General features: G+C 42.9%; 20 protein-coding genes and 3 pseudogenes. 3 read left to right on the top strand and 20 right to left on the bottom strand.

The genetic code is table 11. From position 1 onward, the window contains the following. From AC075J_RS11775 to AC075J_RS11705, 15 genes and pseudogenes are all read right to left on the bottom strand, one after another. Positions 1 to 267: pseudogene (locus AC075J_RS11775) on the bottom strand (thiamine diphosphokinase); the annotation flags it as partial. Then, positions 257 to 475 carry a hypothetical protein gene (locus AC075J_RS11770; RefSeq protein ID WP_476390349.1) on the bottom strand — a complete coding sequence of 73 codons (219 nt, stop codon included), beginning with the start codon at positions 473 to 475 and terminating at the stop codon, positions 257 to 259. The gene AC075J_RS11770 and the pseudogene AC075J_RS11775, both read right to left, overlap by 11 nt. Positions 476 to 483: 8 nt before the next feature. Further along, positions 484 to 1158, bottom strand: coding sequence for a ribulose-phosphate 3-epimerase (gene rpe / locus AC075J_RS11765; protein WP_026648253.1), 675 nt, complete (start codon positions 1156 to 1158; stop codon positions 484 to 486). Then, positions 1158 to 2037 (bottom strand): annotated as a pseudogene (gene rsgA / locus AC075J_RS11760) (ribosome small subunit-dependent GTPase A). The gene rpe and the pseudogene rsgA overlap by 1 nt, the downstream one beginning before the upstream one ends. 3 nt (positions 2038 to 2040) lie before the next feature. Then, positions 2041 to 2592 carry a PASTA domain-containing protein gene (locus AC075J_RS11755; RefSeq protein WP_476390348.1) on the bottom strand — a complete coding sequence of 184 codons (552 nt, stop codon included), beginning with the start codon at positions 2590 to 2592 and terminating at the stop codon, positions 2041 to 2043. Further along, complete coding sequence (gene pknB, locus AC075J_RS11750; protein WP_476390347.1) at positions 2555 to 4225, bottom strand: Stk1 family PASTA domain-containing Ser/Thr kinase; 1671 nt, start codon at positions 4223 to 4225, stop codon at positions 2555 to 2557. The genes AC075J_RS11755 and pknB overlap by 38 nt, the downstream gene beginning before the upstream one ends. After that, on the bottom strand, positions 4219 to 4965 hold the full coding sequence (locus AC075J_RS11745) for a Stp1/IreP family PP2C-type Ser/Thr phosphatase (protein ID WP_008706501.1): 747 nt from the start codon (positions 4963 to 4965) through the stop codon (positions 4219 to 4221). Before AC075J_RS11745 ends, pknB begins: the two co-directional genes overlap by 7 nt. Position 4966: 1 nt before the next feature. Then, on the bottom strand, positions 4967 to 6007 hold the full coding sequence (gene rlmN, locus AC075J_RS11740; protein ID WP_008706500.1) for a dual-specificity RNA methyltransferase RlmN: 1041 nt from the start codon (positions 6005 to 6007) through the stop codon (positions 4967 to 4969). A gap of 3 nt (positions 6008 to 6010) precedes the next feature. After that, entirely contained in the window at positions 6011 to 7363 is a 1353-nt protein-coding gene (gene rsmB / locus AC075J_RS11735) for a 16S rRNA (cytosine(967)-C(5))-methyltransferase RsmB (protein ID WP_008706499.1), read from the bottom strand. After that, positions 7356 to 8051, bottom strand: a complete 696-nt coding sequence (locus AC075J_RS11730) for a zinc metallopeptidase (RefSeq protein ID WP_008706498.1) — start codon at positions 8049 to 8051, stop codon at positions 7356 to 7358. The genes rsmB and AC075J_RS11730 overlap by 8 nt, the downstream gene beginning before the upstream one ends. A gap of 4 nt (positions 8052 to 8055) precedes the next feature. Then, positions 8056 to 9004: pseudogene (fmt, locus tag AC075J_RS11725) on the bottom strand (methionyl-tRNA formyltransferase). Between the two features lie 7 nt (positions 9005 to 9011). Continuing rightward, positions 9012 to 9488 (bottom strand): peptide deformylase, encoded by a 477-nt coding sequence (gene def / locus AC075J_RS11720; RefSeq protein ID WP_008706495.1) that lies wholly within the window; start codon positions 9486 to 9488, stop codon positions 9012 to 9014. Between the two features lie 169 nt (positions 9489 to 9657). Then, positions 9658 to 11877 carry a replication restart helicase PriA gene (gene priA / locus AC075J_RS11715; protein WP_008706494.1) on the bottom strand — a complete coding sequence of 740 codons (2220 nt, stop codon included), beginning with the start codon at positions 11875 to 11877 and terminating at the stop codon, positions 9658 to 9660. 26 nt (positions 11878 to 11903) lie between these two features. Next, complete coding sequence (locus AC075J_RS11710) at positions 11904 to 13361, bottom strand: UDP-N-acetylmuramoyl-L-alanyl-D-glutamate--2,6-diaminopimelate ligase (protein WP_020993620.1); 1458 nt, start codon at positions 13359 to 13361, stop codon at positions 11904 to 11906. Between the two features lie 296 nt (positions 13362 to 13657). Further along, a complete protein-coding gene (locus AC075J_RS11705; protein WP_476390346.1) occupies positions 13658 to 15469 on the bottom strand; it encodes a DUF7507 domain-containing protein in 1812 nt (603 codons plus the stop codon). A 691-nt stretch (positions 15470 to 16160) separates the two neighbouring features. Here AC075J_RS11705 and arcC point away from each other — a divergent pair. Continuing rightward, positions 16161 to 17093, top strand: a complete 933-nt coding sequence (gene arcC, locus AC075J_RS11700) for a carbamate kinase (RefSeq protein ID WP_008706491.1) — start codon at positions 16161 to 16163, stop codon at positions 17091 to 17093. Positions 17094 to 17336: 243 nt separating this feature from the next. Here arcC and nrdD read toward each other — a convergent pair whose 3' ends face one another. Further along, positions 17337 to 19472 carry an anaerobic ribonucleoside-triphosphate reductase gene (gene nrdD / locus AC075J_RS11695; protein ID WP_020993622.1) on the bottom strand — a complete coding sequence of 712 codons (2136 nt, stop codon included), beginning with the start codon at positions 19470 to 19472 and terminating at the stop codon, positions 17337 to 17339. A gap of 120 nt (positions 19473 to 19592) precedes the next feature. Beyond that, positions 19593 to 20591, bottom strand: a complete 999-nt coding sequence (locus AC075J_RS11690; RefSeq protein ID WP_055052692.1) for a hypothetical protein — start codon at positions 20589 to 20591, stop codon at positions 19593 to 19595. Between the two features lie 288 nt (positions 20592 to 20879). Here AC075J_RS11690 and asnA point away from each other — a divergent pair, with 288 nt between their 5' ends. Further along, positions 20880 to 21887 (top strand): aspartate--ammonia ligase, encoded by a 1008-nt coding sequence (asnA, locus tag AC075J_RS11685; protein ID WP_055058132.1) that lies wholly within the window; start codon positions 20880 to 20882, stop codon positions 21885 to 21887. Positions 21888 to 21995: 108 nt separating this feature from the next. After that, complete coding sequence (locus AC075J_RS11680) at positions 21996 to 22421, top strand: CBS domain-containing protein (RefSeq protein ID WP_022380489.1); 426 nt, start codon at positions 21996 to 21998, stop codon at positions 22419 to 22421. Between the two features lie 78 nt (positions 22422 to 22499). Here AC075J_RS11680 and AC075J_RS11675 read toward each other — a convergent pair whose 3' ends face one another. From AC075J_RS11675 to AC075J_RS11665, 3 genes are read right to left on the bottom strand one after another with little or no spacing between them, the layout of a single operon-like run. Next, positions 22500 to 23450 carry a bile acid:sodium symporter family protein gene (locus tag AC075J_RS11675; protein ID WP_476390345.1) on the bottom strand — a complete coding sequence of 317 codons (951 nt, stop codon included), beginning with the start codon at positions 23448 to 23450 and terminating at the stop codon, positions 22500 to 22502. 1 nt (position 23451) lies between these two features. Further along, on the bottom strand, positions 23452 to 24192 hold the full coding sequence (locus AC075J_RS11670) for an amino acid ABC transporter ATP-binding protein (protein WP_025578180.1): 741 nt from the start codon (positions 24190 to 24192) through the stop codon (positions 23452 to 23454). After that, positions 24182 to 24889, bottom strand: coding sequence for an amino acid ABC transporter permease (locus tag AC075J_RS11665; RefSeq protein WP_022380491.1), 708 nt, complete (start codon positions 24887 to 24889; stop codon positions 24182 to 24184). Before AC075J_RS11665 ends, AC075J_RS11670 begins: the two co-directional genes overlap by 11 nt. Positions 24890 to 24895: the final 6 nt, after the last annotated feature.

The raw sequence follows: 24895 nt of genomic DNA, 5'->3' as shown, positions 1-24895 counted from the left end.
ATCCACAAGTGTTACTTCTGCCCCCTGGTTTTGTGCCAGGACAAGGAGTCCGAAATTCGCCATCAGATGGTCTACTCTGTTTCCTGTCACACCAAAGATCACTATCTTTTTCGCACCGGTCCTGATCGCATAATTCATGGCAGACTGTGTATCTGAGTCATCTTTTTCCGGTCTCAGGCGGATAACTTTTATTTCTTTTTTTTCATTTCCAAAGCCTTTTTGCAATTTCCACTCAGTCATTCCACCATAGGGAATTTCACTGTCCATACTTCTTTCTCCGAATTTCCAGGAATTTTTTTCCATCTTCAGACAGACTGTCAAAATCTCCAATAACTGCATCCGGCAAAAGCTGATGCTCCAGAAAAAATTCCAGCCCTTTATCAGCTGCGATCAGACAGGCTTCATTCTTTTTTAAAAAATCGAGGGCAAAATCACTGTGGATATTGCCCCCGCTTACAATTATCGTATCTATCATGCTCTTCCTCAGTCAATCCTTCTTATGATCTCGTCCATTCGTTCTCTGGCATGTTTTACATTTTTTGCCAGATCATCGTTGAAAACATAAGAACCTGCTACCAGCAGATTTGCACCTGCTGTGAGCACTGTCTCCATTGTCTCATCATTGATGCCACCATCAACCTGAACATCTACATCCAGATCCTCGGCCTCGATCAGTTCACGTACTTCCCTGATCTTTTCCGTACATTCTTCCATATACTTCTGACCGCCAAATCCCGGCTGTACAGTCATGATCAGAACCATATCCACATCGCTGAGCATATGACTTATATCGTTTACAGGTGTAGCCGGTTTGATGGAAACTCCCACCTTCACACCTGCTTCCCTGATCTGTTCAATAGTTCTCTCAAGATCTTCACATGCCTCCGCATGTACTGTAATGGAATCTGCCCCACATTCCACAAAATCTCTGATATATCTCTCAGGCTCTGTAACCATGAGATGTACATCAAAAAACAACTTTGATTCCTTTCGGATAGACTTTATCACCGGCATTCCAAAAGAAATACTCGGTACAAAATCACCATCCATAACATCAATATGAAGCCATTCAATCCCCTCTTTTTCCAGGGTTTTGATCTGTTCGCCCAAACGGTTAAAATCTGCCGATAAAATAGAAGGGCACAACTGATACATAATTAGAATCTCCTTTTCTCTTTTAATTCATTATAAAGTCCCAGATAATCTTCATAGCGAAGCTGGCTGATCTCATGCTCAGCCAATGCTGCTTTCACGCCACAGTCCGGTTCATGGATATGTCTGCATCCCTGAAACCTGCACTGTTCTTCATATCTGCGAAACTCCGGAAAATACGCCTTAAGTTCCTGTTCTTCTATATCTGTCAGATATAAAGAAGAAAATCCCGGTGTATCCATCAGATAAGTATCATGTCCCACCGGTATCACCTGAGAATGACGCGTGGTATGCTTTCCACGTTTCAGCTTCTTACTAATCTCCCCGGTTTCCATCTGTACATTTTCCTGCAGTGCATTGGTAATTGAAGATTTTCCCACACCGGAAGGTCCTGCAACTACAGTTGTTTTTCCTTTCAGGATCTCACGTATTTCATCCAGCCCCTCTCCATTAAAAGTACTGGAAAAAATCACATCATATCCACAACTCTTATAGGTTTCATATAAAAGCTCCAGTTCTTCCTGTTTTGCAAGATCTTTCTTGTTAAAACATATGACTGCCGGAACATTCTCTTTCTCCATCATGATCAGAAAACGGTCAAGCAGCATAAAATTAGGTTTAGGATTCTCCATTGCAAAAATCACAAAAGCCTGATCCACATTGGCAACGGCCGGACGGATTCAATGAATTTTTTCTGGGAAGGATGGCAGTCACACTGCCTTCCTTCTCCTGTTCATCCAAAACCTCTATCTCCACATTATCTCCTACAAGAGGTTTCTGTTTATCTTTTCTGAATATTCCCTTTGCTTTGCATTCATAAATCTCATCATTTTCTGCATAGATGTAATAAAATCCTGCAATTCCTTTTATTATCTTTCCCTGCATGGATCATTCAGCCTTAGCAAATGTAATAGAATAATTTCCGAGTTCCTGATAAGTTCCACTAATCTGTTCAGACAGATACAAAGTACCCTCGCTGATACCAGGTGCACCTGTGATATCCAGATCATACGGGAACTGGATTACCTGATCTTCCAGAACAACTGAAGCTGTCGGTGTTCCGTTTACATTCTGGATCAGTTCCAGACGAACCGGACCTCCGGAATATCCTGACGGAGTATTCAGAGTCTGTGTACATTTCCATACTTCCCCGGATGCTGCCGCCGCACTGTTATCTGCTGTCTGTGCCGGAGCATCAGATGATGCAGCAGTATCTGCACTGTCACTCTGAGCCGAAGGTTCCTGATCTCCGATACTTACTGTGATCACAACATTTACATTATCCGGATCTTCCCAGTTTCCGGCTTCCGGTTCCTGTGAAATTACTTCTCCTTCTGCCACCTCTGTACTCTTTTCCTCTTTTACTTCCACATTGAGGAACTTACCAAAAGTAGTAACTGCATCATTCTTTGTCATTCCGACAACACTTGGAACCTCCACACTGTCTCCATAGTCCACGCCTCGGCTGACAAGCAGTGTTACGCTGTCTCCTGCTGAAACAGAGTTTCCGGCTGCCGGAGTTGTGGAGACTGCATATCCCGGATCTGTTAACCGGAGTACCATCATCATTTAATTCACTGTATTCTTTCTGTATCTCAACAGTTAATCCCATATCTTCCAGAGTCTGCTGTGCGTCTACTCCGGTCTGTCCATCCACATCCGGAATTGTGATCTGCTGCGCACCCTTGCTGATATAATACTTAATGGTCGTATACTGCTCTACTTTACTTCCCTTTGGAATATCCTGTGAAGAAATGGTTCCTTTTGCCTGATTTGAAGCCTCCTCGCCCATAGGCTGAATACCCAGTTTCATATCCTTTGTGATATTCTTTGCTTCATCCTCTGTTTTTCCTACCAGATTCGGCACAGTTACCATTCCGTCATCATCTGATTCTGATGTATCTGAGGCCTCAGTTTTTTTGTCTGTATCATTGTTACTTCCAATAAGTCCGGACGCCTTTCCTGCGACCAGAATGATTGCTACCAGGATTACAACCCCCATCAGAAGCATTACAATAGTCAGCCCATGTCCGCCTCTTTTTTTCTTTTTCTCAGGCTTATCTGATTTCTTCCTGTGCTTTTTCACTTCCGGCTCATCATCATAATCTGTTTCATTGATTTCTTCTTCCAGAGCCTCAGGTTCTGACTTTGCGATCTGCTTCGGCATATGTTTGATCTCGCCAAGCTCCTTATCTGAGATCACAACTGTTTTTGCTTCGTTATCCACAGACGTCAGCGTTACGAAATCTCCCTGTGGATCAATCAGAGAATGCTTCAGATCTGCGATCACATCCTCCATGTTCTGATAACGGCGATCCACGCTTTTCTGTGTACATTTCAGAATGATCTGCTCCAGACTGTGGGGAAGCTCCGGTGTATAAACACTTGGAGGAACAATCTCTTCCTGAAGATGTTTGATAGCAATAGCTACTGTGGTATCTCCGTCAAAAGGAACCTTCCCTGTAACCATTTCATACATTGTGATACCCAGTGAATAAATATCACTCTTCTCATCACTGTATCCGCCTCTTACCTGTTCCGGTGAACTGTAATGAACAGATCCCATTACATTTGAGCTTATGGTATTGGAAGAAGCGGCTCTTGCGATACCAAAATCTGTTACTTTTACCTTTCCATCCATGGAAATGATAATATTCTGCGGTTTTACATCACGATGTACAATCCCATGACTGTGTGCAGCTTCCAGTCCCATGGAGACCTGGATTGCAATACTGGTTGCTTCTTTTACAGAAAGCTTTCCCTTTTTGGAAATGTACTCCTTGAGAGTAATTCCCTCAATAAGCTCCATAACAATGTAATAAACTCCGTTATCGTCACCAACATCAAATACATTCACTATATTCGGATGTGTCAGGACTGCTGCAGCCTGAGCCTCACTTTTAAACTTGCGGATAAACGTCGTATCCTCTCTGAATTCCGGCTTAAGAACTTTTACAGCAACAAACCGATTCAGCTTATGGTCTTTTGCCTTGTATACGTCCGCCATTCCGCCGGTACCAATTTTTCCTAATATCTCATAGCGTTCTGCTATGATCGTTCCCGTTTTTAACATGCTTTCACCTCGTCTGCGAATGGTTCTACCAATACAATTGCAATATTATCCTTGCCGCCATTGCGATTTGCTTCTCTTATAAGTATCCTGCCTTTTTCATCCAGATCTGTAGATGTGTCAGAAATGATTTCCCTCAGCTGGCTGTCCTCAACCATATTGCTGAGCCCGTCCGAACACATCAAAACTACATCTCCGGGTTCCAGTTTCAGATCAAAGAAATCAATATCCACTGTTTTCTCTGCTCCAAGTGCTCTTGTAATGATATTTTTCTTCGGATGCTTCCTTGCCTGTTCAGGGTCAAGTTCTCCCATTCTTACCATCTCCTGCACCAGTGAGTGATCCCTTGTTATCTGCTGAATCTTCTCTCCGATCACATAAAGTCTGCTGTCACCTACATTTGCCACATAAGCATAATGTCCTACGATAGTAGCTGCCACTATCGTTGTTCCCATTCCTCTGAGTTTCTCATCCTGCTGTGCCTGGGTAAGAATCTCGGTATTTACACATTCAATGGCATGACGGATTACCTTTACCGGATTAAAATCCGCATCCTGCCGGATTTCCTCCACCATAGATGTAACCGCATGAGAGGATGCATAATCACCTGCATTGTGACCACCCATACCATCTGCAACAACAAACAGATTCGGAAGATTTCCAACCGGGTCAGCAGTTGCGAACACATAATCCTGGTTCATCTTCCGCTTTTGCCCGACATCAGTAGCTGAATATATCCTCATGTCACTTCTCGCTTTCTGTTTTTTCCATATAACTTTTTCTTAACTGTCCACAGGCACCATCAATATCACTGCCCATTTCTCTTCTAATAGTAACATTTATTCCACATTTTTCAAGTTTTATTTTGAAATTCTCCACAGCCTGTCTTGTTGAACGCACAAAGGAACGTTCCTTAATAGGGTTTACCGGGATCAGATTTACATGGCAATTCATATCTCTGATTCTGCCGGAAAGTTCCCTTGCATCCTCATCGCTGTCATTAACTCCGGCTACCAGACTGTATTCAAATGTGATCCTACGCCCGGTTTCTTTAAAATAATAACGGCAGGCTTCCAGAACCTCATCCATGCTGTATTTGTTTGCGATCGGCATCAGTTCCCGTCGCTTCACATCATTAGGTGCGTGAAGGGAAAGTGCAAGTGTCATCTGAAGCTTTTCTTTTGCAAGGTCATAAATCTTCGGAACCAGCCCACAGGTAGATACAGTCAGGTTTCTCTGACTGATATGAAGTCCTCCGTCTTCTGTCAGGATATGTATAAACCTGAGAAGATTTTCATAATTATCAAGAGGTTCCCCCGTTCCCATGACCACAACATTGGAAACTCTTTCTCCTGTCAGAGCCTGTATCCTGTATATCTGATCCAGCATTTCTGACGGGAGAAGACATCTGGTCAGTCCTCCTATGGTAGATGCACAGAATCTGCATCCCATGCGGCATCCCACCTGAGAAGAAATACAGACAGAATTTCCATGTTTATACCGCATGAGAACACTCTCTATCACATTTCCATCACTGAGACGGAACAGATACTTCTGTGTACCGTCAATCCGGGATGTCTGTACCTTTACCATCTTCAGTGCTGTGACAGGATATTCTTTCAGTTTTTCCCTCAGGCTTTTGGAAAGATTGGTCATCTCATCATAAGAAGTAACAAGGTGTTCATGCAGCCAGCTGTAAATCTGCTTCGCACGAAAAGGCTTATCTCCCAGAGTGGTCATCAGTTTCTTTAATTCGTCGATCGTCATTGACTTAATGTCTGTCATTACTTATTTTCTCCTGAATTTTGCAATAAAGAAGCCATCTGTTTTGTGTACTCCCGGCAGAAGCTGAAGATAACCCAGAGCTGTTGTCTCAGAATGCAGTTCTTCCGGAAGATACGGATCAATACTCTCCAGTTTGAACGGATGATTATTCATAAACCACAACATGTTCTCTTCATTCTCTTCCTTTGCGATAGTACAGGTACTAAATACCAGCACTCCGCCCGGTTTCACATATTCTGCCGCATTGTCAAGGATTGTTCTCTGAAGGATTACAATCTCTTCCTGCTTCTGTGCTGTCACCCTGTATTTGATCTCCGGCTTCTTTCCAATTACTCCATATCCGGAACATGGGACATCTGCCAGAACGACATCTGCCTTGAGTTCTGAATCTACATCAAATACCGTAGCATCCATCACATGAGCCTGCACATTAATGCAGTCTGTTCTGTGAATATTCTCTTCGATCATATCCACTTTGTACTGGCTGATATCGCGTGCATCTACTGTTCCGTAATCTCCCATTTTATCTGCAACATGGAGACTCTTTCCACCAGGTGCTGCGCACATATCTATCACATAATCCCCTTTTTGCGGATCTGCAATTTCTGCCACCAGCATGGAGCTTACATCCTGCACCTGGATTTTCCCCTGTATAAATGCATCCAGTGCAAGAATATGGTTATAATTTGAAATTTCATATGCATAGGGAAGATAAGGTGCAGGTTTCACTTCCACTCCCTGATCGACCAGGCTCTCATAAATCTCTTTCTGTGGATATTTATGAGTTCTGCAGCGTACTGTGATCGGTTTCTCAGTGAGAAAATCTGTAAGGATCTTTTCTGTTTTTTCTTCCCCGTAATCCTCAAGCCAACGGTTTACCAGTGTTTCCGGCATAGAATATCTGACAGACAGATATCTGACCGGATTTTCTTCCCTTGAAGGAAGTTTCAGATTTTTCCACTCTCTGGCAATCGTACGAAGAACACCGTTTACAAAAGGTTTCAGGCTGTAAAAGCCTTTTCTCTGTGCCAGCTTCACCGCTTCATTACACACTGCGCTGTCCGGCACACTGTCCATAAACCTGATCTGATAAACTGCACTTCTCAGGATTTCCCTGATCACAGGCTTCATTTTATCTACAGATACTTTTGAATATGAATCAATAATATAATCTATTAAAATACGATATTCCAGTGTTCCTTCGCAGACTCTGGTAATAAAAGCTCTCTCCTGTCTTGGAAGGAACTGATATTTGGAAAGAGCATTGCGGATAGCGATATGGCTGTGTTTTCCCTCTTCCTCGATTTCCAGTAATATCTGCAATATCAGTTCTCTTGTATTTATTCCATTAGTCACGGTCTCTTCCTCCGGCAAGTATGATCAGTCTTAAAAGCTGCAGAATTGATGAAGCAAGTGCTGCAACATAGGTGAGTGCCGCTGCTGTAAGGACTTTTCTTGCACCTTTTACCTCATCAGCTCCAAGCATTCCTGAACTTCCAAGCATTTTCAATGCTCTTGAAGATGCATTAAATTCTACCGGAAGAGTTACAAGCTGAAAAAGAACCGCAAATGTAAACAAAATGATTCCAACAGTCAGCAGTGGACGGATTGAGAAAATCAGTCCTGCCAGAAACAATGGCCAGGAAAGTGTGGAACCGATGTTTGCAACAGGCACAATCGCAGAGCGAAGATTCAATGGCACATAGTTAGTCGCATGCTGAATAGCATGTCCACATTCATGCGCAGCCACTCCGATCGCAGCCACCGATGTTTTATCATATACATCCTGGGAAAGTGCCAGTTTCTTACTTCCCGGATCATAGTGGTCTGTCAGGCTGCCGGATATGGGTACTACCGTAACATCCGTAATTCCCGACATACGAAGAATCCGTCTGGCAGCATCGGCACCTGTAAGCCCCGATGCACTGCGCACTCTGCTGTAAACAGAAAACGTACTCTTTACCTTTGCAGATGCCAGTAAAGACAGCACCATTCCGATAACGAGCAGTAAATACGTAGGATCAAAATAATAATATCCGTACATCTAATCACTCCTTATGATCTGTAAAAACAATTCCATTTTCAATGTGATATCCCCGGAGAAAGGCTTCTGTTTCCATACGCTTCTTACCTTCCAGCTGTACCTCTGTAAGAATCAGCACTCCTTCTCCACATGCTGTATGGATCCCCTCTTTATCTGCCAGGAAGATTGTTCCCGGAACAGCATCTGTTTTCTCAGTGCTGACTTTACATTTCCACACTTTCAGAGTTTTTCCATTAAGAAATGTATAAGCACTTGGCCATGGATTCAGGCCGCGTACAAGGCGTTCCAGTTCTTCTGCAGATTTTCTGAAATCCATCAGTCCCATCTGTTTGGTGATCATAGCCGCATAAGGTGTAGGACTCTCCTCCGGCTGTTTTTCAAACTCCGCGGTTCCCTGCTCAATAGACGGAAGCGTCTTGATCAGCAAGATCCGCACCGGCCTGCGCAAGTTTTCCAAACAGGCTTCCACCTGTTTCTGTCGGAGAGATCGGAATCACTATCTTAGAGATCATATCACCGGTATCAAGACCTTCTCCCATCTGCTGGATCGTTACACCTGATACTTTTTCCCCGTCGATCACAGCCTGCTGGATAGGCGCTGCTCCTCTGTATTTCGGAAGAAGAGACGCATGAATATTGATACATCCAAATTTCGGAAGCTCCAGGATTTCTTTTGGAATAATCTGTCCATATGCAGCAACAACTATGATCTCAGGATTGATTTCTTTCAGAATCTCCAGAAATTCAGGGTTATTTCTCACTTTCTCCGGCTGATATACCGGAATATCGTGCATAACGGCTTCTTCTTTTACAGGTGTTGGCAATAATGTCTTACCTCTCCCTTTTGGTTTGTCAGGCTGAGTCACCACTGCTGCCACCGCATATCCGGCTTCTGTCAGTGCATGTAATGACGGCACTGCGAAATCCGGTGTTCCCATAAATACTATCTTCATTTGATTATCACTCCTCATCCTCATCATAGGAAACCTGATGAAGTTCTCCTTCTACCAGTTCTGTATACATATGTCCGTCCAGATGATCGATCTCATGGCAGAAAGCACGCGCAAGAAGACCTTCCCCTTCATATTCTACTTCATTCATATCCTCATCCAGAGCTTTTACCTTTACATAGTTCGGACGTGTTACCTGACCAGCCATTCCAGGTACACTTAAGCATCCTTCATCACCAGTCTGTTCGCCTGATGTTTCAAGGATTTCAGGATTGATCAGCACGATAGGCCCCTCTCCTATATCGATCACAACAATACGCTTCAGCATACCTACCTGTGGTGCAGCGAGGCCAACTCCCATTGCATCATACATGGTTTCAAGCATATCTCCGATCAGATCATGAATACGTGGTGTCATCTTTTCTACCGGTCTGCTGACCTTTGCAAGTACTTCGTCGCCCTGTAATCTGATTTTTCTAAGTGCCATTTCTTTATTCTCCTCTTCTTTGATTATGATGTTAGGATCAAAAGATATTTTGCCCCTAACCTGATATCTTGATTATTGTTATATCACGATTTCAGAAATTACTGCCTGTCGGATTTCCTTTCTGCCGCAGATTACTTCAGTAATGAGATTTTGAAAAACTCTGCCCTAATTAACTGAAATCAAATTGTATGTATATTTTCCGGAAACCGGAATTTATCTCTATGTATTTCTCCAGCTGGTCTTTGATATGTACCAGCGTTTTATGATCTTTATGTTTTAAATAGATAACCTGTCTGTAAATATCCTTAACTTTTCCAACTGACGCATATGCCGGGCCAATGATATGCAGGTCATTTTCTCTGTATATCCTTTCTATATAAAGTTTCAGATAATACATGGCCTGAACCAGTTTCTCATCTTCCGGACCTGAACCCAGAACTGCCAGCATATGTGCCGCAGGCGGATAATCCAGAAGCATACGGTAACTCATCTCTTCCTCATAGAATGCCTGATAATCCTGCACTGCCGCCGCCTGAATACTGTAATGATCCGGATGATAGGTCTGGATCACTGCCTCTCCCGGTTTTTCCCCCCGTCCTCCCCGGCCGACTGCCTGACAGAGAAGCTGAAAGGTACGTTCCGCACATCGATAATCCTCTGCATTCAGCGAAAGATCCGCTGCTACTATTCCCATGAGTGTGACATCCGGAAAATCATGCCCCTTAACGATCATCTGTGTTCCGATCAGTATATCTGCCTCATGAGCAGCAAAAGCTGCAAGGATCTTTTCATAGCTGCCCTTGGTTCTTGTTGTATCAAAATCCATTCTGAGAGTCCTGACTTCTGGAAAATCTTCCCGCACTACCTTCTCGATCTGCTGTGTTCCTGCCTTAAATCCGCCAATATAAGGCGATCCGCACACCGGGCATATCCGGGGTTTTCCTGTCTCATATCCACAGTAATGACATAAAAGCCTTTCATTATTATGCTCCGAAAGAGAAACATCACAATGCGGACACTTCATCACATGTCCACAGGACCGGCAGGATACAAAACCTGCGTATCCTCTTCTGTTCAGAAAAAGCATTACCTGTTCTTTTTTCTCAAACCGGCCTTTCATCTTTTGCCGGAGTTCTCTGCTCAGTACAGACCTGTTTCCTGCTTTTAATTCCTCACGCAGGTCTACGATAGAAACCCGGGGCAGAGGTCTGCTTCCATATCTTGTTGTCAGCCTGACCAGACTATATTCCCCATTCATTGCCTTACTGTAGGCTTCCACTGATGGAGTAGCTGAACCCATTACCACATTTGCATGTTCTAAAACAGCTCTCCGGATTGCAGTTTCCCTTGCATGATAACGGGGTGTGCTTTCACTTTTATAGCTTGGTTCATGTTCTTCATCAATAATGATCAGTCCCAGACTGGCAAATGGCGTAAACAGCGCAGATCTGGGACCGATCATCACCTGGACTTCTCCCTTTTTCGCACGTTTAAACTGATCATAGCGTTCTCCCTGAGACTGTCTGGAATTGATAACTGATACTTTATCCCCAAATCTGGCATAAAATCTGCGTACCGTCTGATATGTCAGAGCAATCTCCGGGATCAGCACGATTGCTTCTTTTCCCTGAGAAAGCGTCTGCTCGATCAGCTTTATATACACCTGGGTTTTCCCGCTCCCTGTCACTCCCTCGATCAGTACAGGCTTCGGCGATGGTTTTTTCCACTCTCTCTGTATCTGCTTTACTGCTGCTTCCTGTTCATCTGTAAGCGGCATTCGCCTTTCTCCGGAAATATCACCTGTATTCAGTGAAGTTCTCATTATCTCATCATATTCTATGCGGATAATCCCCTGCTCCTGAAATTTCTTTACAACAGCAGAAGTTGTCCCCAGTTCTTTCGCCGCATGTGTATAATCCAGTCTTTTTTTCTCCAGAAGTTCCCTCAGAAGTCTTGTTCTGGCTTTAAACCTTGTTTGTTCAAGTTCTTTCAGCAACTGCGTTCCCGCCTCTTCGGAAATATCCAGGCATATATATTTTTTCTCTTTTGCCTTGATTTTCTCCTGGATAGGAAGTACTGTCCTGAGAGCCTGGATCATGGTGGAACCATAATTTTCTCTCATCCAGGCTGCCAGGGCGATCAGTCTGGATTCCGTAGTCTCTTCTCCACTGCAGATTTCACTGATTTCTTTAATCTTTTCGGGAGCAATTTTCGGTTTATCTGACAATCCGATCACATATCCTTTACACACCCGGCCGGCATTTCCAAAAGGGATGGCTGCCACCATCCCTGCCTTTATTGTCTTCTCCAGCCTTTCCGGTACACGATATTGAAAACTCCGGTCCAGTTTATCACTGGAAATATCAATTATTATATCAGCATATATCATGAACTTATTCCTGTTTGACCCGCTACCTATTTACCAGCAAGAATATCTGCGATCAGGACACGTTCATCCATAGGATATTTCTTTCCTTTAATTTCCTGATAATCCTCATGTCCCTTACCTGCCAGAACTATAATATCCCCCGGCTCTCCATGATGGATCGCATAGGCGATGGCTTCTTTTCTGTCCGGAATCTCTACATATTTTCCATCGGTTTTTGCCATACCGATCTTGATATCATCGATGATCGCCTGTGGTTCTTCATCACGTGGATTATCAGAGGTAATGATGGTAAGGTCTGCAAGCTTTCCGGAAACCTCTCCCATCTCATAGCGGCGAAGCTTTGATCTGTTGCCTCCGCATCCAAACAGACATACCAGTCTGTGGGGATGATATTCTTTCAAAGTGGTCAGAAGACTCTCCAGAGCCATGGCATTATGCGCGTAATCGATCATCAGAGTAAAATCATCGGATACTTTTACCATTTCGATACGGCCTTTTACCTTAGCTACTTTTAAGGCTTTGAGAATGTTCTCTTCCGAAACCTTAAAATGACGGCAGATCGCGATTGCTGTCAATGAATTGTAGATGCTGAATTTACCGGGAATATCTATCTCCACATGAAAATCCAGAAGTCCTTTCAGATGGTAGGAAATACCCAGATATCCTTTACCTCCGACCAGCTTTGCATCTTCCGCACGAAGGTCTGCTTCCGGTGAAAATCCATAAGTTTCCAGGCTGCATGTATGACCTTCAATAATCTTCTCGAAATGTTCATCATCTCTGTTTACAATTCCTACCTTGCACTGTTTCAGAAGTAAGGACTTGCATCTGAGATAATCATCAAAATCCTTATGTTCATTTGGTCCGATATGATCCGGCTCAATATTTGTAAAGATACCAAAATCGAAAACAAATCCCTGAGTTCTGTGAAGCATCAGTCCCTGGGAGGAAACTTCCATAACCACACAGTCACAGCCGGCTTCTGCCATCTCATGGAAATATTCCTGAATCACATAAGACTCCGGTGTTGTGTTCTTTGCAGGAATCACTTTGTCACCGATGATCGCTTCAATGGTTCCGATCAGTCCCACTTTATATCCGGCATTTTCCAGAATAGATTTTACCATATACGTAGTGGTTGTTTTTCCTTTGGTTCCTGTGATACCAATTGTTTTCAGTTTCTCTGCAGGATATCCGAAATATGCGGCAGAAATAAACGCCATTGCATATCGTGTATCTTTCACAAGAATGACTGTCACATCTTCCGGTGCTTCCACAGCTTCTTCCACGATCAGAACCTTTGCTCCTTTTGCAACTACATCCGGCACAAATTTATGGCCATCCACCACTGCACCGCGGATACAGATAAAAAGAGAGCCCTCTTCTACTTTCCGGGAATCATAAACCACATTTTTTACTTCCTGGTCTGTACTGCCCTGAAGACATGTATATTCCAGCTTTTCCAGTAAGGATATTAATTTCATTTTAATCCTCCATATCATTTCCTGCCTGCCTGAATTTCATACAGCCTCTGCGGCAATTTCGTTACTGTTCACTCCGTTCACTGTAACTTAGCCAAAATTCATTCCAGATTGCTTGCGGCAATGGAATTTTGGCTTGTATGTCTCGGGATTTTGGCATATTCATGCCAAAACACCTCGCGGGATAGTGATGTGTGAACAGTAACGCAATTTCTTTAAAGTCAGGCAGAGGTGTTTTACTAAAGCGTATATTCTATATAAGAATAGCACACCTCCCCTGTCGTTTCAACGTTGTTTCTCTACTTCTGCTGTTTTTTTGTCTTCCTGTAACAGAATGCACTGACTCCGGACATGATTGCAAAAATCCCCAGTACAATATACAAAGCCGTTTCTGTCTCATCTCCTGTACGTGGTTTGGAAGCAGTAGTATAAGCACTTCCGGACTTTGAGTCATATCCATAATTCTGGGAAGCCAGAGATGCCGGTTGCGGCGTAACTGTAACAATATTATCAGTTTCCTTTAATTCTACGTTTGCCTTAGATGTCATTGCCTGTGTACCAGTCTCATCAGATGTAACGATTACCTCATTGATCAATTCCTGACTTGCCATATATTGTGGAACAGTCACTGTGGCGTAAAGTGCAAAAGCCTCTCCCGGTGCGATCTGCGGAATCAGAGCCTGTGTGCCTGTGCTGTTTAATGTTACGCCCTCTTTCCTGACAAAGTTTGCCTGAATACCGGCATTTTGGAATCTTTCTGTACTGAGAACCGAATGAAGTGTCCGCTCACCCGTATTCCTGATGCAGATCTGATATGTGATCGTATCTCCCGGATATGCCTGTGTTCTGTCCGCAGTTTTCTCCACCTCAAAAGCAGCCTTTAATGCAATGACTTCTGTTTCGACTGATTTCTGACATCCAATACTTTCTTCCTTTCCCGGATATTTCGCTTTTACAGTTACTGTATGAATAAGCTCTCCTGCCTGCTCTTCTGTAAGCTGTACTGTCATCTGAAGATTTCTGATTTCTCCTGCCTTAAGACCTGAAATAATTCCCTGCATACCATTTGCAATAAATCCCTCTTCCTGTTTCCATTCGGCTTTTATATTATCCTGAGAAAAAACACTGGATATCTCTATATTTTCCAGAGGTAATTCTCCTGTATTCTCTACAGACAATATATAAGTAAGGTTCTGCCCTGCACGTACCTCTTTCGTCTCCTGCTGTAACCGGGCTGTGATCCCTGTTTTTGCCTCCTGTACGGAAAGCAGAGCTGAAGGAGTTTCTGCAACAGTCCGGGTTTCATCCCCTGATTTCATCCAGAAATACGCACCTGTCCCCTCCCAATCTTTGCAAAGCGGTGCATCCTGGCACAGAGGATAATCTGTTTTTACAGAAGAAATACGATATTCTTCACGCAGAGACACCGGCACTTTCATGGTAAAGATATCTGTTTCCGCATCTGAAAGTGCAGTCTCACAGGTCAGCTTTGTAATCTGGGTTGTCTCACCTTTCTTATTTTGTATCTGTACGGATTCAGCCTGCAGATCATTCTTTAACGCTTCTGCATTTACCTGAAAATATTCTGAAATATATACAGTCAGAAAACATCTGGTTTTATCTTCCCTGATCTCATTTTGGTTCTCCTGCTCACTCTGTTGTGTCTGTCCGGTTTCTGTGTCAAATCCTTCTGCGTTTTCTTCTGCCTTCCGGTATTCTTCGCTTTCTATATCTTCTATATCTATTACTGCACTCTCTGATTCACACTCTGTATTTTCGGAATCCACTTCATCTGTCGTATTTTCTGCTGCTTCTGCTTCTCTCACTTCGCCATCCCATGTACTATTTTCCATCGGCAACTGTCCGTTCTCCGAAGCAGTATTTTCCTGTTGACTTTTGTACAGTTCTTTCAGACCGCTCACTTCCAGTGTCAGTTCTGCCTGAAATTTCTCTTCATCGATCCACTGTGCACTCTGCTTTAAACCCACAGCAGGAACATATAACTCTGCAACTTCAAATTCTGCTGCTGATACTGCTCCTGCTCCCAAAATCCCGACAGCAGCCGTTATCATGACTGCTTTTTTTAACTGATTCCATATTCTTTTTTTCATTCTCTCATTCTCCTGAATTTTTATTCTATGTCATCTGAGGTACTTCCACTGTCAGAATGATATCGGTACAGTATCTTTCGAGATTATAAGTTTATATCCACAGACATACGCATCTCTCCTCTCTGTTTTGCACAATAAATAAGATTTTCAGAGTTTCTGCTCAGGATTCAAAACTATCTCCCGGACTATCAATAAATAATTGGAAATTTTTGCACCGGACCGGTGCGTGAAAATAAGAATACTGATAACGGCTGTTGCCGATGAATCTACTTTAGCATGTCTATGCTATAAAAACAAGATACCACTTTTTATTTTTCGTATTTGTTTATAATTCTTTTATAAATTTACCGATTGTTTCAGAAATTCGACATACTTTGAACATAATTTTCCCATATAATAGGTCTTGGATAGATGAAAAACCACTCTCTATCTCCCCCCTCAAAAAAACAAAACAGCTCTCACAGAAATGTGAGAGCTGTTTGTTTTTTGTTACTGTTCACTGATAATATCCCGCGAGGTGTTTTTTGAGTTATTTTCTATTGCAATTCTACTGGCAGTCTTTTATAATGTAGGGTATCAATATGATTGAATATTTATGATATCAGTGATAAAAAATTTCAAAAATCTTTATATATAAGATCACCCCGCAGATATCATATTTACAGAACATGAAAGAATCGAGGTAATTCCCATGAGCGAAAAAATTACAGTAGTTGCACTGGGCCACAGAGCATTAGGAACCACCTTACCGGAGCAGAAAATCGCTACAAAAAAAGCAGCCAAAGCTGTCGCAGATCTTGTAGAAGCCGGAAATCGTGTAGTCATTTCCCACAGTAACGGTCCACAGGTTGGAATGATCCACACAGCCATGAATGAATTTGGCAAAACACATCCTGACTATACATTTGCACCTATGTCCGTATGTTCGGCAATGAGTCAGGGCTATATCGGATATGACCTCCAGACCGCAATCCGCGCAGAACTTATTTCCCGCGGTATTTATAAACCGGTAGCTACTATCCTTACACAGGTTGTCATTGATCCATATGATGATGCTTTCGCTGAACCTGAGAAGATCATCGGACGCGTCCTTACAGAAGAAGAGGCTGAAACTGAAGAAAGCAAGGGAAACTTTGTCACTAAACTGGCTGACGGCACTTATAAAAGAATCCTGGCAGCTCCGAAACCGCAGAAAATCGTAGAGCTTGAAACAATCCGCACACTTGTAGATGCGGGCCAGGTAGTAATCGCAGCAGGCGGCGGCGGAATCCCGGTTATGGAACAGGGAATCGATCTTCATGGTGCAAGTGCGATCATTGAGAAAGACCTTTCCAGCGGACTTCTTGCACAGGAATTAAATGCAGATACTCTTCTGATCCTTACCAGTGTTGAGAAAGTAAGTCTGAACCTCGGTCAGGACAACGAAGAATATCTTAATACAATTTCTGTAGATGATGCTAAGAAATATATGGCTGACAATCAGTTTGCCCCAGGCTCCATGCTTCCTAAATTCGAAGCCGGAATCTCTTTTATCGAAAAGGGAGATAACAGAAGAACGATCATCACAGATATTGCGCATGCAAAGGATGGATATTTCGAAAAAACCGGAACTATCATTAAATAAATGACGGTTTCATCTACAGTATACCTCTTAAAAATAATACATTTGACAAAATTGAAACTATAAACATCTGAAACTTCAGATTCTATAGCAATCCTCGTAAATAATACATTTAAGGGGATTGCTATATTTTATCTGACAATACAAAAAGACATATACCAGAGCAATACATCTCATCTTGCCGGTATATGTCTTTTAATTATCATATTATGATGTCAGATTCAAAAGTTTACCCCTGACCTGATATTACATAGATTTACGTTCCGCAATCTCTGCCATCTTCGCTTCGTTCAGACGAGTATCACCATGCACACGGCTGTAGGAAAGATATCCGTTCATACGGTCAATCTTTGTCAGATTCTTGGAACCGCAGACCGGACACACGTCCATTTCAAGTTCCTCATGTCCGCAGTCATCACAGTAAGCAAGGGAAAGATTTACTCCCTCATAATATCCCAAAGACATGGCTCTGCGGATCAGAGTACGTATTGCTTCACGATTATAATCGATTGGATAACGTACATACTGAATCTTACCGCCGTTGCACAACTCCCAGAAACGTCCCTCCAGATCCTGTTTTTCAATCGGAGTTACATCTTCAGTCACATGACAGTGGAAACTGTTGCTTACATAAGGACGATCAGAAACCCCTTTCACAATGCCATACATCTTACGGAACTGTTCCACCTGCAGTCCACATAAACTCTCTGCCGGTGTTCCATAAATTGCATAAAGATAACCATCTTTCTCTTTGAATTCATTTACTTTCCTGTTGATATATTTCAGCACATCCAGTGCAAACTGCCCGTCTTCAGCAATGGATTTGCCATTGTAAAGTTCCTGGAGTTCATTTAATGCAGTGATTCCGAAGGATGCTGTCATTGGTTTCAGAATCTTACCAATCTTTTCATTCGGTTTCAGATGTCCACCGTAAAATCCTCCCTCACAATATGCCAGCGGGTTGGTTGACGCACGCATCTGTCCCAGATAATCATAGGTACGGATATGCAGATTACGGATCATCTCAAGATAGAAATCCAGCACTTCGTAGAAATCCCTGCTCTCTGCTCTGGCTTTGGCAAGGATCATTGGAAGATGAAGGCTTACCGCACCGATGTTAAATCTTCCCACAAACACAGGAACATCCTTATCATCTGCCGGATACATACCGCCTCTCTCGTACCAGGGGCTCAAGAACGCACGACATCCCATAGGACTTATAACCTTTCCATACTGCTTGTACATACTGGAAATATATCCTTTTCCTGACATGGACAGCCAGTCCGGATACATAGTCTTGGCAGAACAGTCAACCCCTGCCTCAAATACATCCTCACTGATCTTGCCTTTTCCATGGATATTTTCATCATAAAGGAATACGATTTTCGGGAAGAGTACCGGTTTCTTGCGTCCTGCCTTACCCTGTCCGCCTTTATGCACTTCAAGAAGAGAAATACTTGCCATCTTCTCGAACTGCTTTATTCCAAGTCCAAGAGTTACAGTTACAAATGGATAATCCCCTCTGGAAGATCCGACTGTATTCAGCTTATACTCAATCCCCTGCCATCCCTGGTCAAAATCTCTGCGGACTTTGTCAAGCGCATACTCGATCGCACGTTCTTCACGTCCTGTCCAGCTCTCGTCAGAGTATTTCATAAATTCCTGGATATATTTATCGTAACTCTTCTGTGCATAAGGTGCAAGAATCTTGTCTACTTCCGGTACTGTGAATCCGCCATACTGCTGTGCAGCAGTGCTCAGGATAATATCACCCATAACATCAAACGCAGTATCCAGTGTCTTAGGCTCATTGTACCATACATTTCCCATCTCAAATCCGCCGCTGAGTACAGATGCCACATCAAAGAGACAGCAGTTCATGGTATCCAGACGTGCAGACTGGTCATGAATATAAATATAACCATCTTTACATGCCTGAAGTTCATTACGATTCATAAAAAATTTACGATAAAGCTCTTTGTTCAGTTCATTAAAGATCAGGCTTCGCTTTGTAGCTACAAGCGCACTGTCTGTATTGGCATTACTCTTATCACCAATATAACGGATTGCCTGACTCTTGGTATATACATCATCCATCATATGGATAAAGTCAAGTTTGTAATTTCTGTAATCGCGGTAGCTCTTAGCCACTGCCGGGTTCACTCTCTCAAGTGCTCCCTCTACGATGTTGTGCATCTCCTGGATCTCTATCTCATTCTTTCCCAGTGCCTCCGCATGTTCTTCCGCAAACTGGCAGATAAATTCCTTCTCTTTATCCGAAAATGTGTATAAAATTCTGGCTGCCGACTTATTTACTGCTGCTACGATCTTCTGTGAATTAAACTCTTCTCTCGTACCATCTTTCTTTATAACATATATCATACCTTTTGCTCCCATATACAATATATAGTATTTTTTTCTTTCATTCACCACAATTCTCTCTATATGTGGTACGTTTAACAAGTATAGCACAGTCTCTGACAAAAAGAAAGGGGCAAAAAATTATTCGTCATATTGCTGAATTTGATACATGGCAAGATAATTATCTTGACCATCCAGAGATACCACAGATACCTCATCCCCGGCATGTAATTCTATTTTCTCCTCGTGGTCTGCTTCGTCAAATTTTACAGTTTCATCTTTTCCTGAAGAACTTCTGATTTCCAGAGCAACCTTCTCCCAGCCGGACACTATCCTGTATTCTCCCGGATCTATTGTAAAATCATACCCCTGGTCACTGGCATCTGTATCGCCAATCTCTGATGCAGTATCATCCGTTCTGACAATATAATTCTCTCCGGTGAACATATACCAGTCCGGATTGCCCCTCTGTTCATCCTGTCCGTTCTTTACTGCACTGATAGTCTCAGACCAGTCATCTGTCCAGTTATTCTCATTACTTTCATTACTTTCATTATTTTCATTACTTTCATTATTCTTATTACTCTCATTTACTTCATCAGAACTGCTGTCATCAAAAATACTGTTGAGATCTATGTCAAACTCATCATAGATAAATTCTTCTATCCTGTATCCAATCGTATCCCAATTCTCTGCCATCTGACCTATTATTACCATCAGAATCAGCACAATGATCCAGAAAATTTTGCCTGCCTTGCCGCTCTTTTTCTTCTCACTTTTTGCTGTCTTTTTTCCGGTGCTGTATGTACGGGCAGTCTGTGCGCTGTACGACTGACCTGATGTTTTCTTCGTCCCTGATGTTTGTATTCTTGAAGTTTGTACTTTTGTATTTTGCGTTCTAATAGTCTGTGTTCTGGCAGACGAAGTTTTTGCAGCTTTGGGAACTGTTTTATTTCTGTCAGACAAAGGGATCTCGTTCTCTGCCATTGCTTTTTTCACCTTTGCCGAAGCATGACGATAGTGCTCTGAACGGTCTTCGTTCAGATGATACAGTTCCATATCATTTCTATATGGCATTCCACAATATTTACACCTGCCGTTTACAATTGGTCCATCACAGACCTGACACCTTTTTCCCATATATCTTCCCCCTGAGTTTTATATAAATTTAACGCTTCATTCATTTACACATTTATTTTAACATTTCGCTCCAATCTTGCAAAGCTGAAATTGTGTTACTGTTCGTTCTGTTCTCCGTAACCATAATATCCCGCGAGATACTTCCAAATGAACAGTAATAATTGTCAAACTACCATTTTCCTGTTATAATAGCGTGGGAAAAGATAATGGATATTCAGTAAACAACAATATTTTTTATCAGTTTGCCATAAAATATGCAAATACAGAAATTACAGGAGGAATCCACTCATGGAACAGATTAAAATTCCTGACGGGTATCAGTCATCTTTAAATCTTCACGATACCCAGATTGCCATTAAAACTGTGAAAGATTTCTTTCAGCAGACACTGGCTCAAAAACTGAATCTGCTGCGTGTTTCCGCTCCGGTATTCGTTAATCCGTCATCCGGTCTGAACGATAACTTAAACGGCGTGGAACGTCCGGTAAGCTTTGATATCAAAGGCCAGCCGGAGAATGCTGAGATCGTACACTCTCTCGCCAAATGGAAGAGATATGCATTACAGAAATATGGCTTTGCTCATGGTGAAGGACTTTACACAGACATGATCGCGATCAGAAGAGACGAGGATCTGGACAATATCCATTCCGTATACGTAGATCAGTGGGACTGGGAAAAGATCATCAGCAAGGAAGAACGCAACATGGACACACTTGTTTCCACAGTACGTGCTATCTACAGCGTTCTCCGCAAAACCGAAAAATACATGGCTGTTCAGTACGATTACATCGAAGAAATCCTTCCGAGAGAGATTGCATTTGTCAGCACCCAGGAACTGGTCGACATGTATCCTGATCTCACTCCAAAGGAACGTGAATACAAGATTGTCAAGGAAAAAGGTGCCGTATTCCTCATGCAGGTCGGCAAAACCTTAACCAACGGAGAACGTCATGACGGACGTGCACCGGACTACGATGACTGGGAATTAAACGGCGATATCCTTGTTTATTATCCTGTTCTCGACATTGCTCTGGAGCTTTCTTCCATGGGTATTCGCGTTGACGAGGATGCGCTTGACAGACAGCTTACCATCGCAGGCTGTGACGACAGACGTGAGCTTCCTTTCCAGAAGGCAATCCTGAACAAGGAACTTCCATATACTATCGGCGGCGGCATCGGCCAGTCCCGTATCTGTATGTTCTTCCTCAGAAAAGCACACATCGGTGAAGTGCATGCTTCCCTGTGGCCGGAAGAAGTAATGAAAGAAGCAGCAGCAAAAGGAGTACAGCTTCTGTAAAAAAGCCGTAAACCTGGAATACTCAGAGATCACAGACACACAGATGTGTAAATACACAATGTATATCTGAGTGCCTTATCAGACAAATGTAACGGGGCGAATACAACAGTGAATATTTTATTTTTTTTAACACCTAAAAGTGATGTAGCATATATATTTGAAAATGAGACTCTTCGTCAGACTCTTGAGAAAATGGAACACAGAAAATTTTCCTGCATTCCGCTTCTGAGTCTGGACGGGAAATATAAAGGAAGTATTTCCGAGGGTGATCTTCTCTGGGGAATGAAAACCTTAAATGTTCCCGGACTGAAAGAAGCAGAGAGCATTTCCATTATGGCAATTCCGCGCAGAGCAACCTATAAGGCAGTTCACGCAGATTCTGACATGGAAGATCTGCTGGACAAGGCAATTAACCAGAATTATGTCCCGGTTGTAGATGATCAGGGATACTTTATCGGCATCATCACCCGTAAAGAGATCATCAAATACTGCTACAAAGAACTGAAGAAATATATAAAAGCTTCAGATTCATAAAAAGAGCTGCCGCATTGCAATTTTTCAATTGCTAATGCGGCAGTTCTTTTTATATTCTTTATAACGCCTCAGCAGACCTCAACAAAATTCCTGTTTTTCCTTTTTCTGTGCCAGAAGCTTTCCGAACAATGCTGCCAACACCTGCTGAAACAGAGTTCCGATCATTACCGGAAACATAACTTCACCCGGAAAATATGCAGCTGCGATCACCGCTCCTGCGCTGATATTGCGCATCCCGGTTCCATACATCATGGAAACCGCCGTACTGCGATCCTTTCGGAAGATATACGCCACAAACCAGCCGAGTACATATCCGGAAGCAGCCAGGACAAGGATTGCCAGTGCAACCTTCACCCTCTGCATATTCATATCCCGGATATATGGTGCTACTTTGGAAGAATTGGACGTTACCACAAATATCAGTGCCAGCTTTGAAAAAGGCGCCAGCTTTCCCGGCCATGTTTCCATTACTTTTCCATCTGTGATCTGATTTAATACCATCGCAACAACAGCAGGAAGCGCAACCATAAATATCAGTTCCCGCATCATCCTGGCAGGATCTATGATCACCGCAGAGCCCAGCAGGATCTTCAGCGTAGCCGGGATCAGAAAAGGTGCCAGTACCGTATCCAGAACTACCAGAGACAACGACAGAGGACTGTTTCCATCATAAATCGTCACCCACATCAGACTTACCACTGCAGTGGGAACTGCAAACTCCAGTACCATTCCGGTGATCAGCTCCATGTTATTTCCAAAGAAAAGATGGCCTGCCCCGCAGGCTGCTGTCGGGATTACCACATGGACCAGAAGCATGATAATAAGCAGTGAGCCCGGATGTCGGAATACATTTGCCACATCTTTAAATCTTGACTTCAACGCCCCGGCAAATGTCATAAATGCAAATACGGCCGGCACATAAGGCAGACCGCATTTGGCAATATCAGGAAAGCACACCCCCAGCAACAGACAGGTCGGTGTCACCAGGGCCATCCATTTTTCTATAAAACTGTTAAATTTTCTCAGCATCTTATAAAACCTTTGAAAGGAAGTCTTTCAGTCTAGGATTCTTCGGATTCGCGAAAAATTCTTTCGGAGTATTCTCTTCCTGTATCTTACCGTCATCAATAAAAAGAACTCTTGTTGCCACTTCTCTTGCAAATCCCATCTCATGAGTAACTACAACCATGGTCATACCTGACTGCGCAAGTTCTTTCATCAATTCCAGAACCTCACCTACCATCTCAGGGTCAAGTGCGGAAGTTGGCTCATCAAAAAGCATCACATCCGGATTCATGGCAAGAGAACGTGCAATGGCAATACGCTGTTTCTGCCCGCCCGAAAGCATATCCGGATATGCATTGGCTTTGTCAGGAAGCCCTACACGTGCCAGAAGCTCGTCTGCTTTCTTTGAAGCTTCCTCCTTTGTCATCAGCTTCAGTTCTACAGGTGCCAGCATAATATTCTGTTTTACCGTTTTATGCGGAAAAAGATTAAACTGCTGGAATACCATTCCAATCTTCTGACGGTGTCTGTTAATGTCAACCTTCGGATCTGTAATATCAGTTCCTTCAAAGAGGATCTGTCCGCCTGTCGGAACCTCCAGAAGATTCAGTGATCTCAGGAAAGTAGATTTACCGGAACCGGAAGGACCAATGACGGCTACTACTTCTCCCTGACAGATATCTGTTGTTATTCCATCGAGAACCTGATTTGTACCAAAAGCTTTCTTCAGATCCTTTACCTGGATCAGTACATTCTTATCGCTCACTGGTTCTTAATCTCCTTTCCAGTTTATTCATCCCCCATGTAAGGATTCCAACGATCACAAGGTAAATCGCTGCTGCTGCCATCAGAGGCCAGAACGCATTGTATGTACGGCTCTGGATCAGCATAGCTCCTTTTGTCAAGTCCATCATACCGATATAACCGATGATGGATGTCTCTTTGATCAGCACGATAAATTCATTTACCAGCGCAGGAAGTACATTCTTAAATGCCTGCGGGATAATGATCAGTCGCATGGTCTGGCTGAAATTCAGACCAAGGCTTCGTCCTGCCTCTGTCTGTCCCTGGTCAATGGACATGATACCGGAACGGACAATCTCAGCTACATAGGCACCTGAGTTGATACCAAAGGCAAGTCCGCCTACAATGATCTTGTTAATGCTTACAGCACCAAAAATTACAAAATTCATGATCAACAGCTGGATCATGGTTGGTGTTCCACGAATTACAGTCAAATAAACTCTGCAGATCGCATTGAGGATCTTAAAGGAGCCTGACTTATCGTGCGCAGAACGGATGATTGCTACAAGGAAACCGATGATCAGACCTACAATTACCGCAAATACTGTGATAATAAGAGTTGTTTTCAGACCATCCAGAAGCCAGAGATAGCGGTCATCTTTAATAAAGTTCAGATAAAAATCTTCTTTTACATTCGCTAATATCATAGGATTATTCATAAAAAC

This window comes from Blautia sp. ZXY-1-C6, assembly GCF_056339875.1.
This window is presented reverse-complemented; position numbering and strand designations above follow the sequence as displayed.

Excerpts from the sequence above, each read along its gene's own strand:
- AC075J_RS11730 (WP_008706498.1), bottom strand. The coding sequence starts at position 8,051 with ATGTACGGATATTATTATTTTGATCCTACGTATTTACTGCTCGTTATC.
- nrdD (WP_020993622.1), bottom strand. The coding sequence starts at position 19,472 with ATGATATATGTTATAAAGAAAGATGGTACGAGAGAAGAGTTTAATTCA.
- AC075J_RS11665 (WP_022380491.1), bottom strand. The coding sequence starts at position 24,889 with ATGAATAATCCTATGATATTAGCGAATGTAAAAGAAGATTTTTATCTG.
- asnA (WP_055058132.1), top strand. The coding sequence starts at position 20,880 with ATGGAACAGATTAAAATTCCTGACGGGTATCAGTCATCTTTAAATCTT.
- AC075J_RS11690 (WP_055052692.1), bottom strand. The coding sequence starts at position 20,591 with ATGGGAAAAAGGTGTCAGGTCTGTGATGGACCAATTGTAAACGGCAGG.
- AC075J_RS11705 (WP_476390346.1), bottom strand. The coding sequence starts at position 15,469 with ATGAAAAAAAGAATATGGAATCAGTTAAAAAAAGCAGTCATGATAACG.
- AC075J_RS11770 (WP_476390349.1), bottom strand. The coding sequence starts at position 475 with ATGATAGATACGATAATTGTAAGCGGGGGCAATATCCACAGTGATTTT.
- rlmN (WP_008706500.1), bottom strand. The coding sequence starts at position 6,007 with ATGACAGACATTAAGTCAATGACGATCGACGAATTAAAGAAACTGATG.
- pknB (WP_476390347.1), bottom strand. The coding sequence starts at position 4,225 with ATGTTAAAAACGGGAACGATCATAGCAGAACGCTATGAGATATTAGGA.
- AC075J_RS11710 (WP_020993620.1), bottom strand. The coding sequence starts at position 13,361 with ATGAAATTAATATCCTTACTGGAAAAGCTGGAATATACATGTCTTCAG.
- AC075J_RS11675 (WP_476390345.1), bottom strand. The coding sequence starts at position 23,450 with ATGCTGAGAAAATTTAACAGTTTTATAGAAAAATGGATGGCCCTGGTG.
- AC075J_RS11745 (WP_008706501.1), bottom strand. The coding sequence starts at position 4,965 with ATGAGGATATATTCAGCTACTGATGTCGGGCAAAAGCGGAAGATGAAC.
- def (WP_008706495.1), bottom strand. The coding sequence starts at position 9,488 with ATGGCACTTAGAAAAATCAGATTACAGGGCGACGAAGTACTTGCAAAG.
- arcC (WP_008706491.1), top strand. The coding sequence starts at position 16,161 with ATGAGCGAAAAAATTACAGTAGTTGCACTGGGCCACAGAGCATTAGGA.
- priA (WP_008706494.1), bottom strand. The coding sequence starts at position 11,877 with ATGATATATGCTGATATAATAATTGATATTTCCAGTGATAAACTGGAC.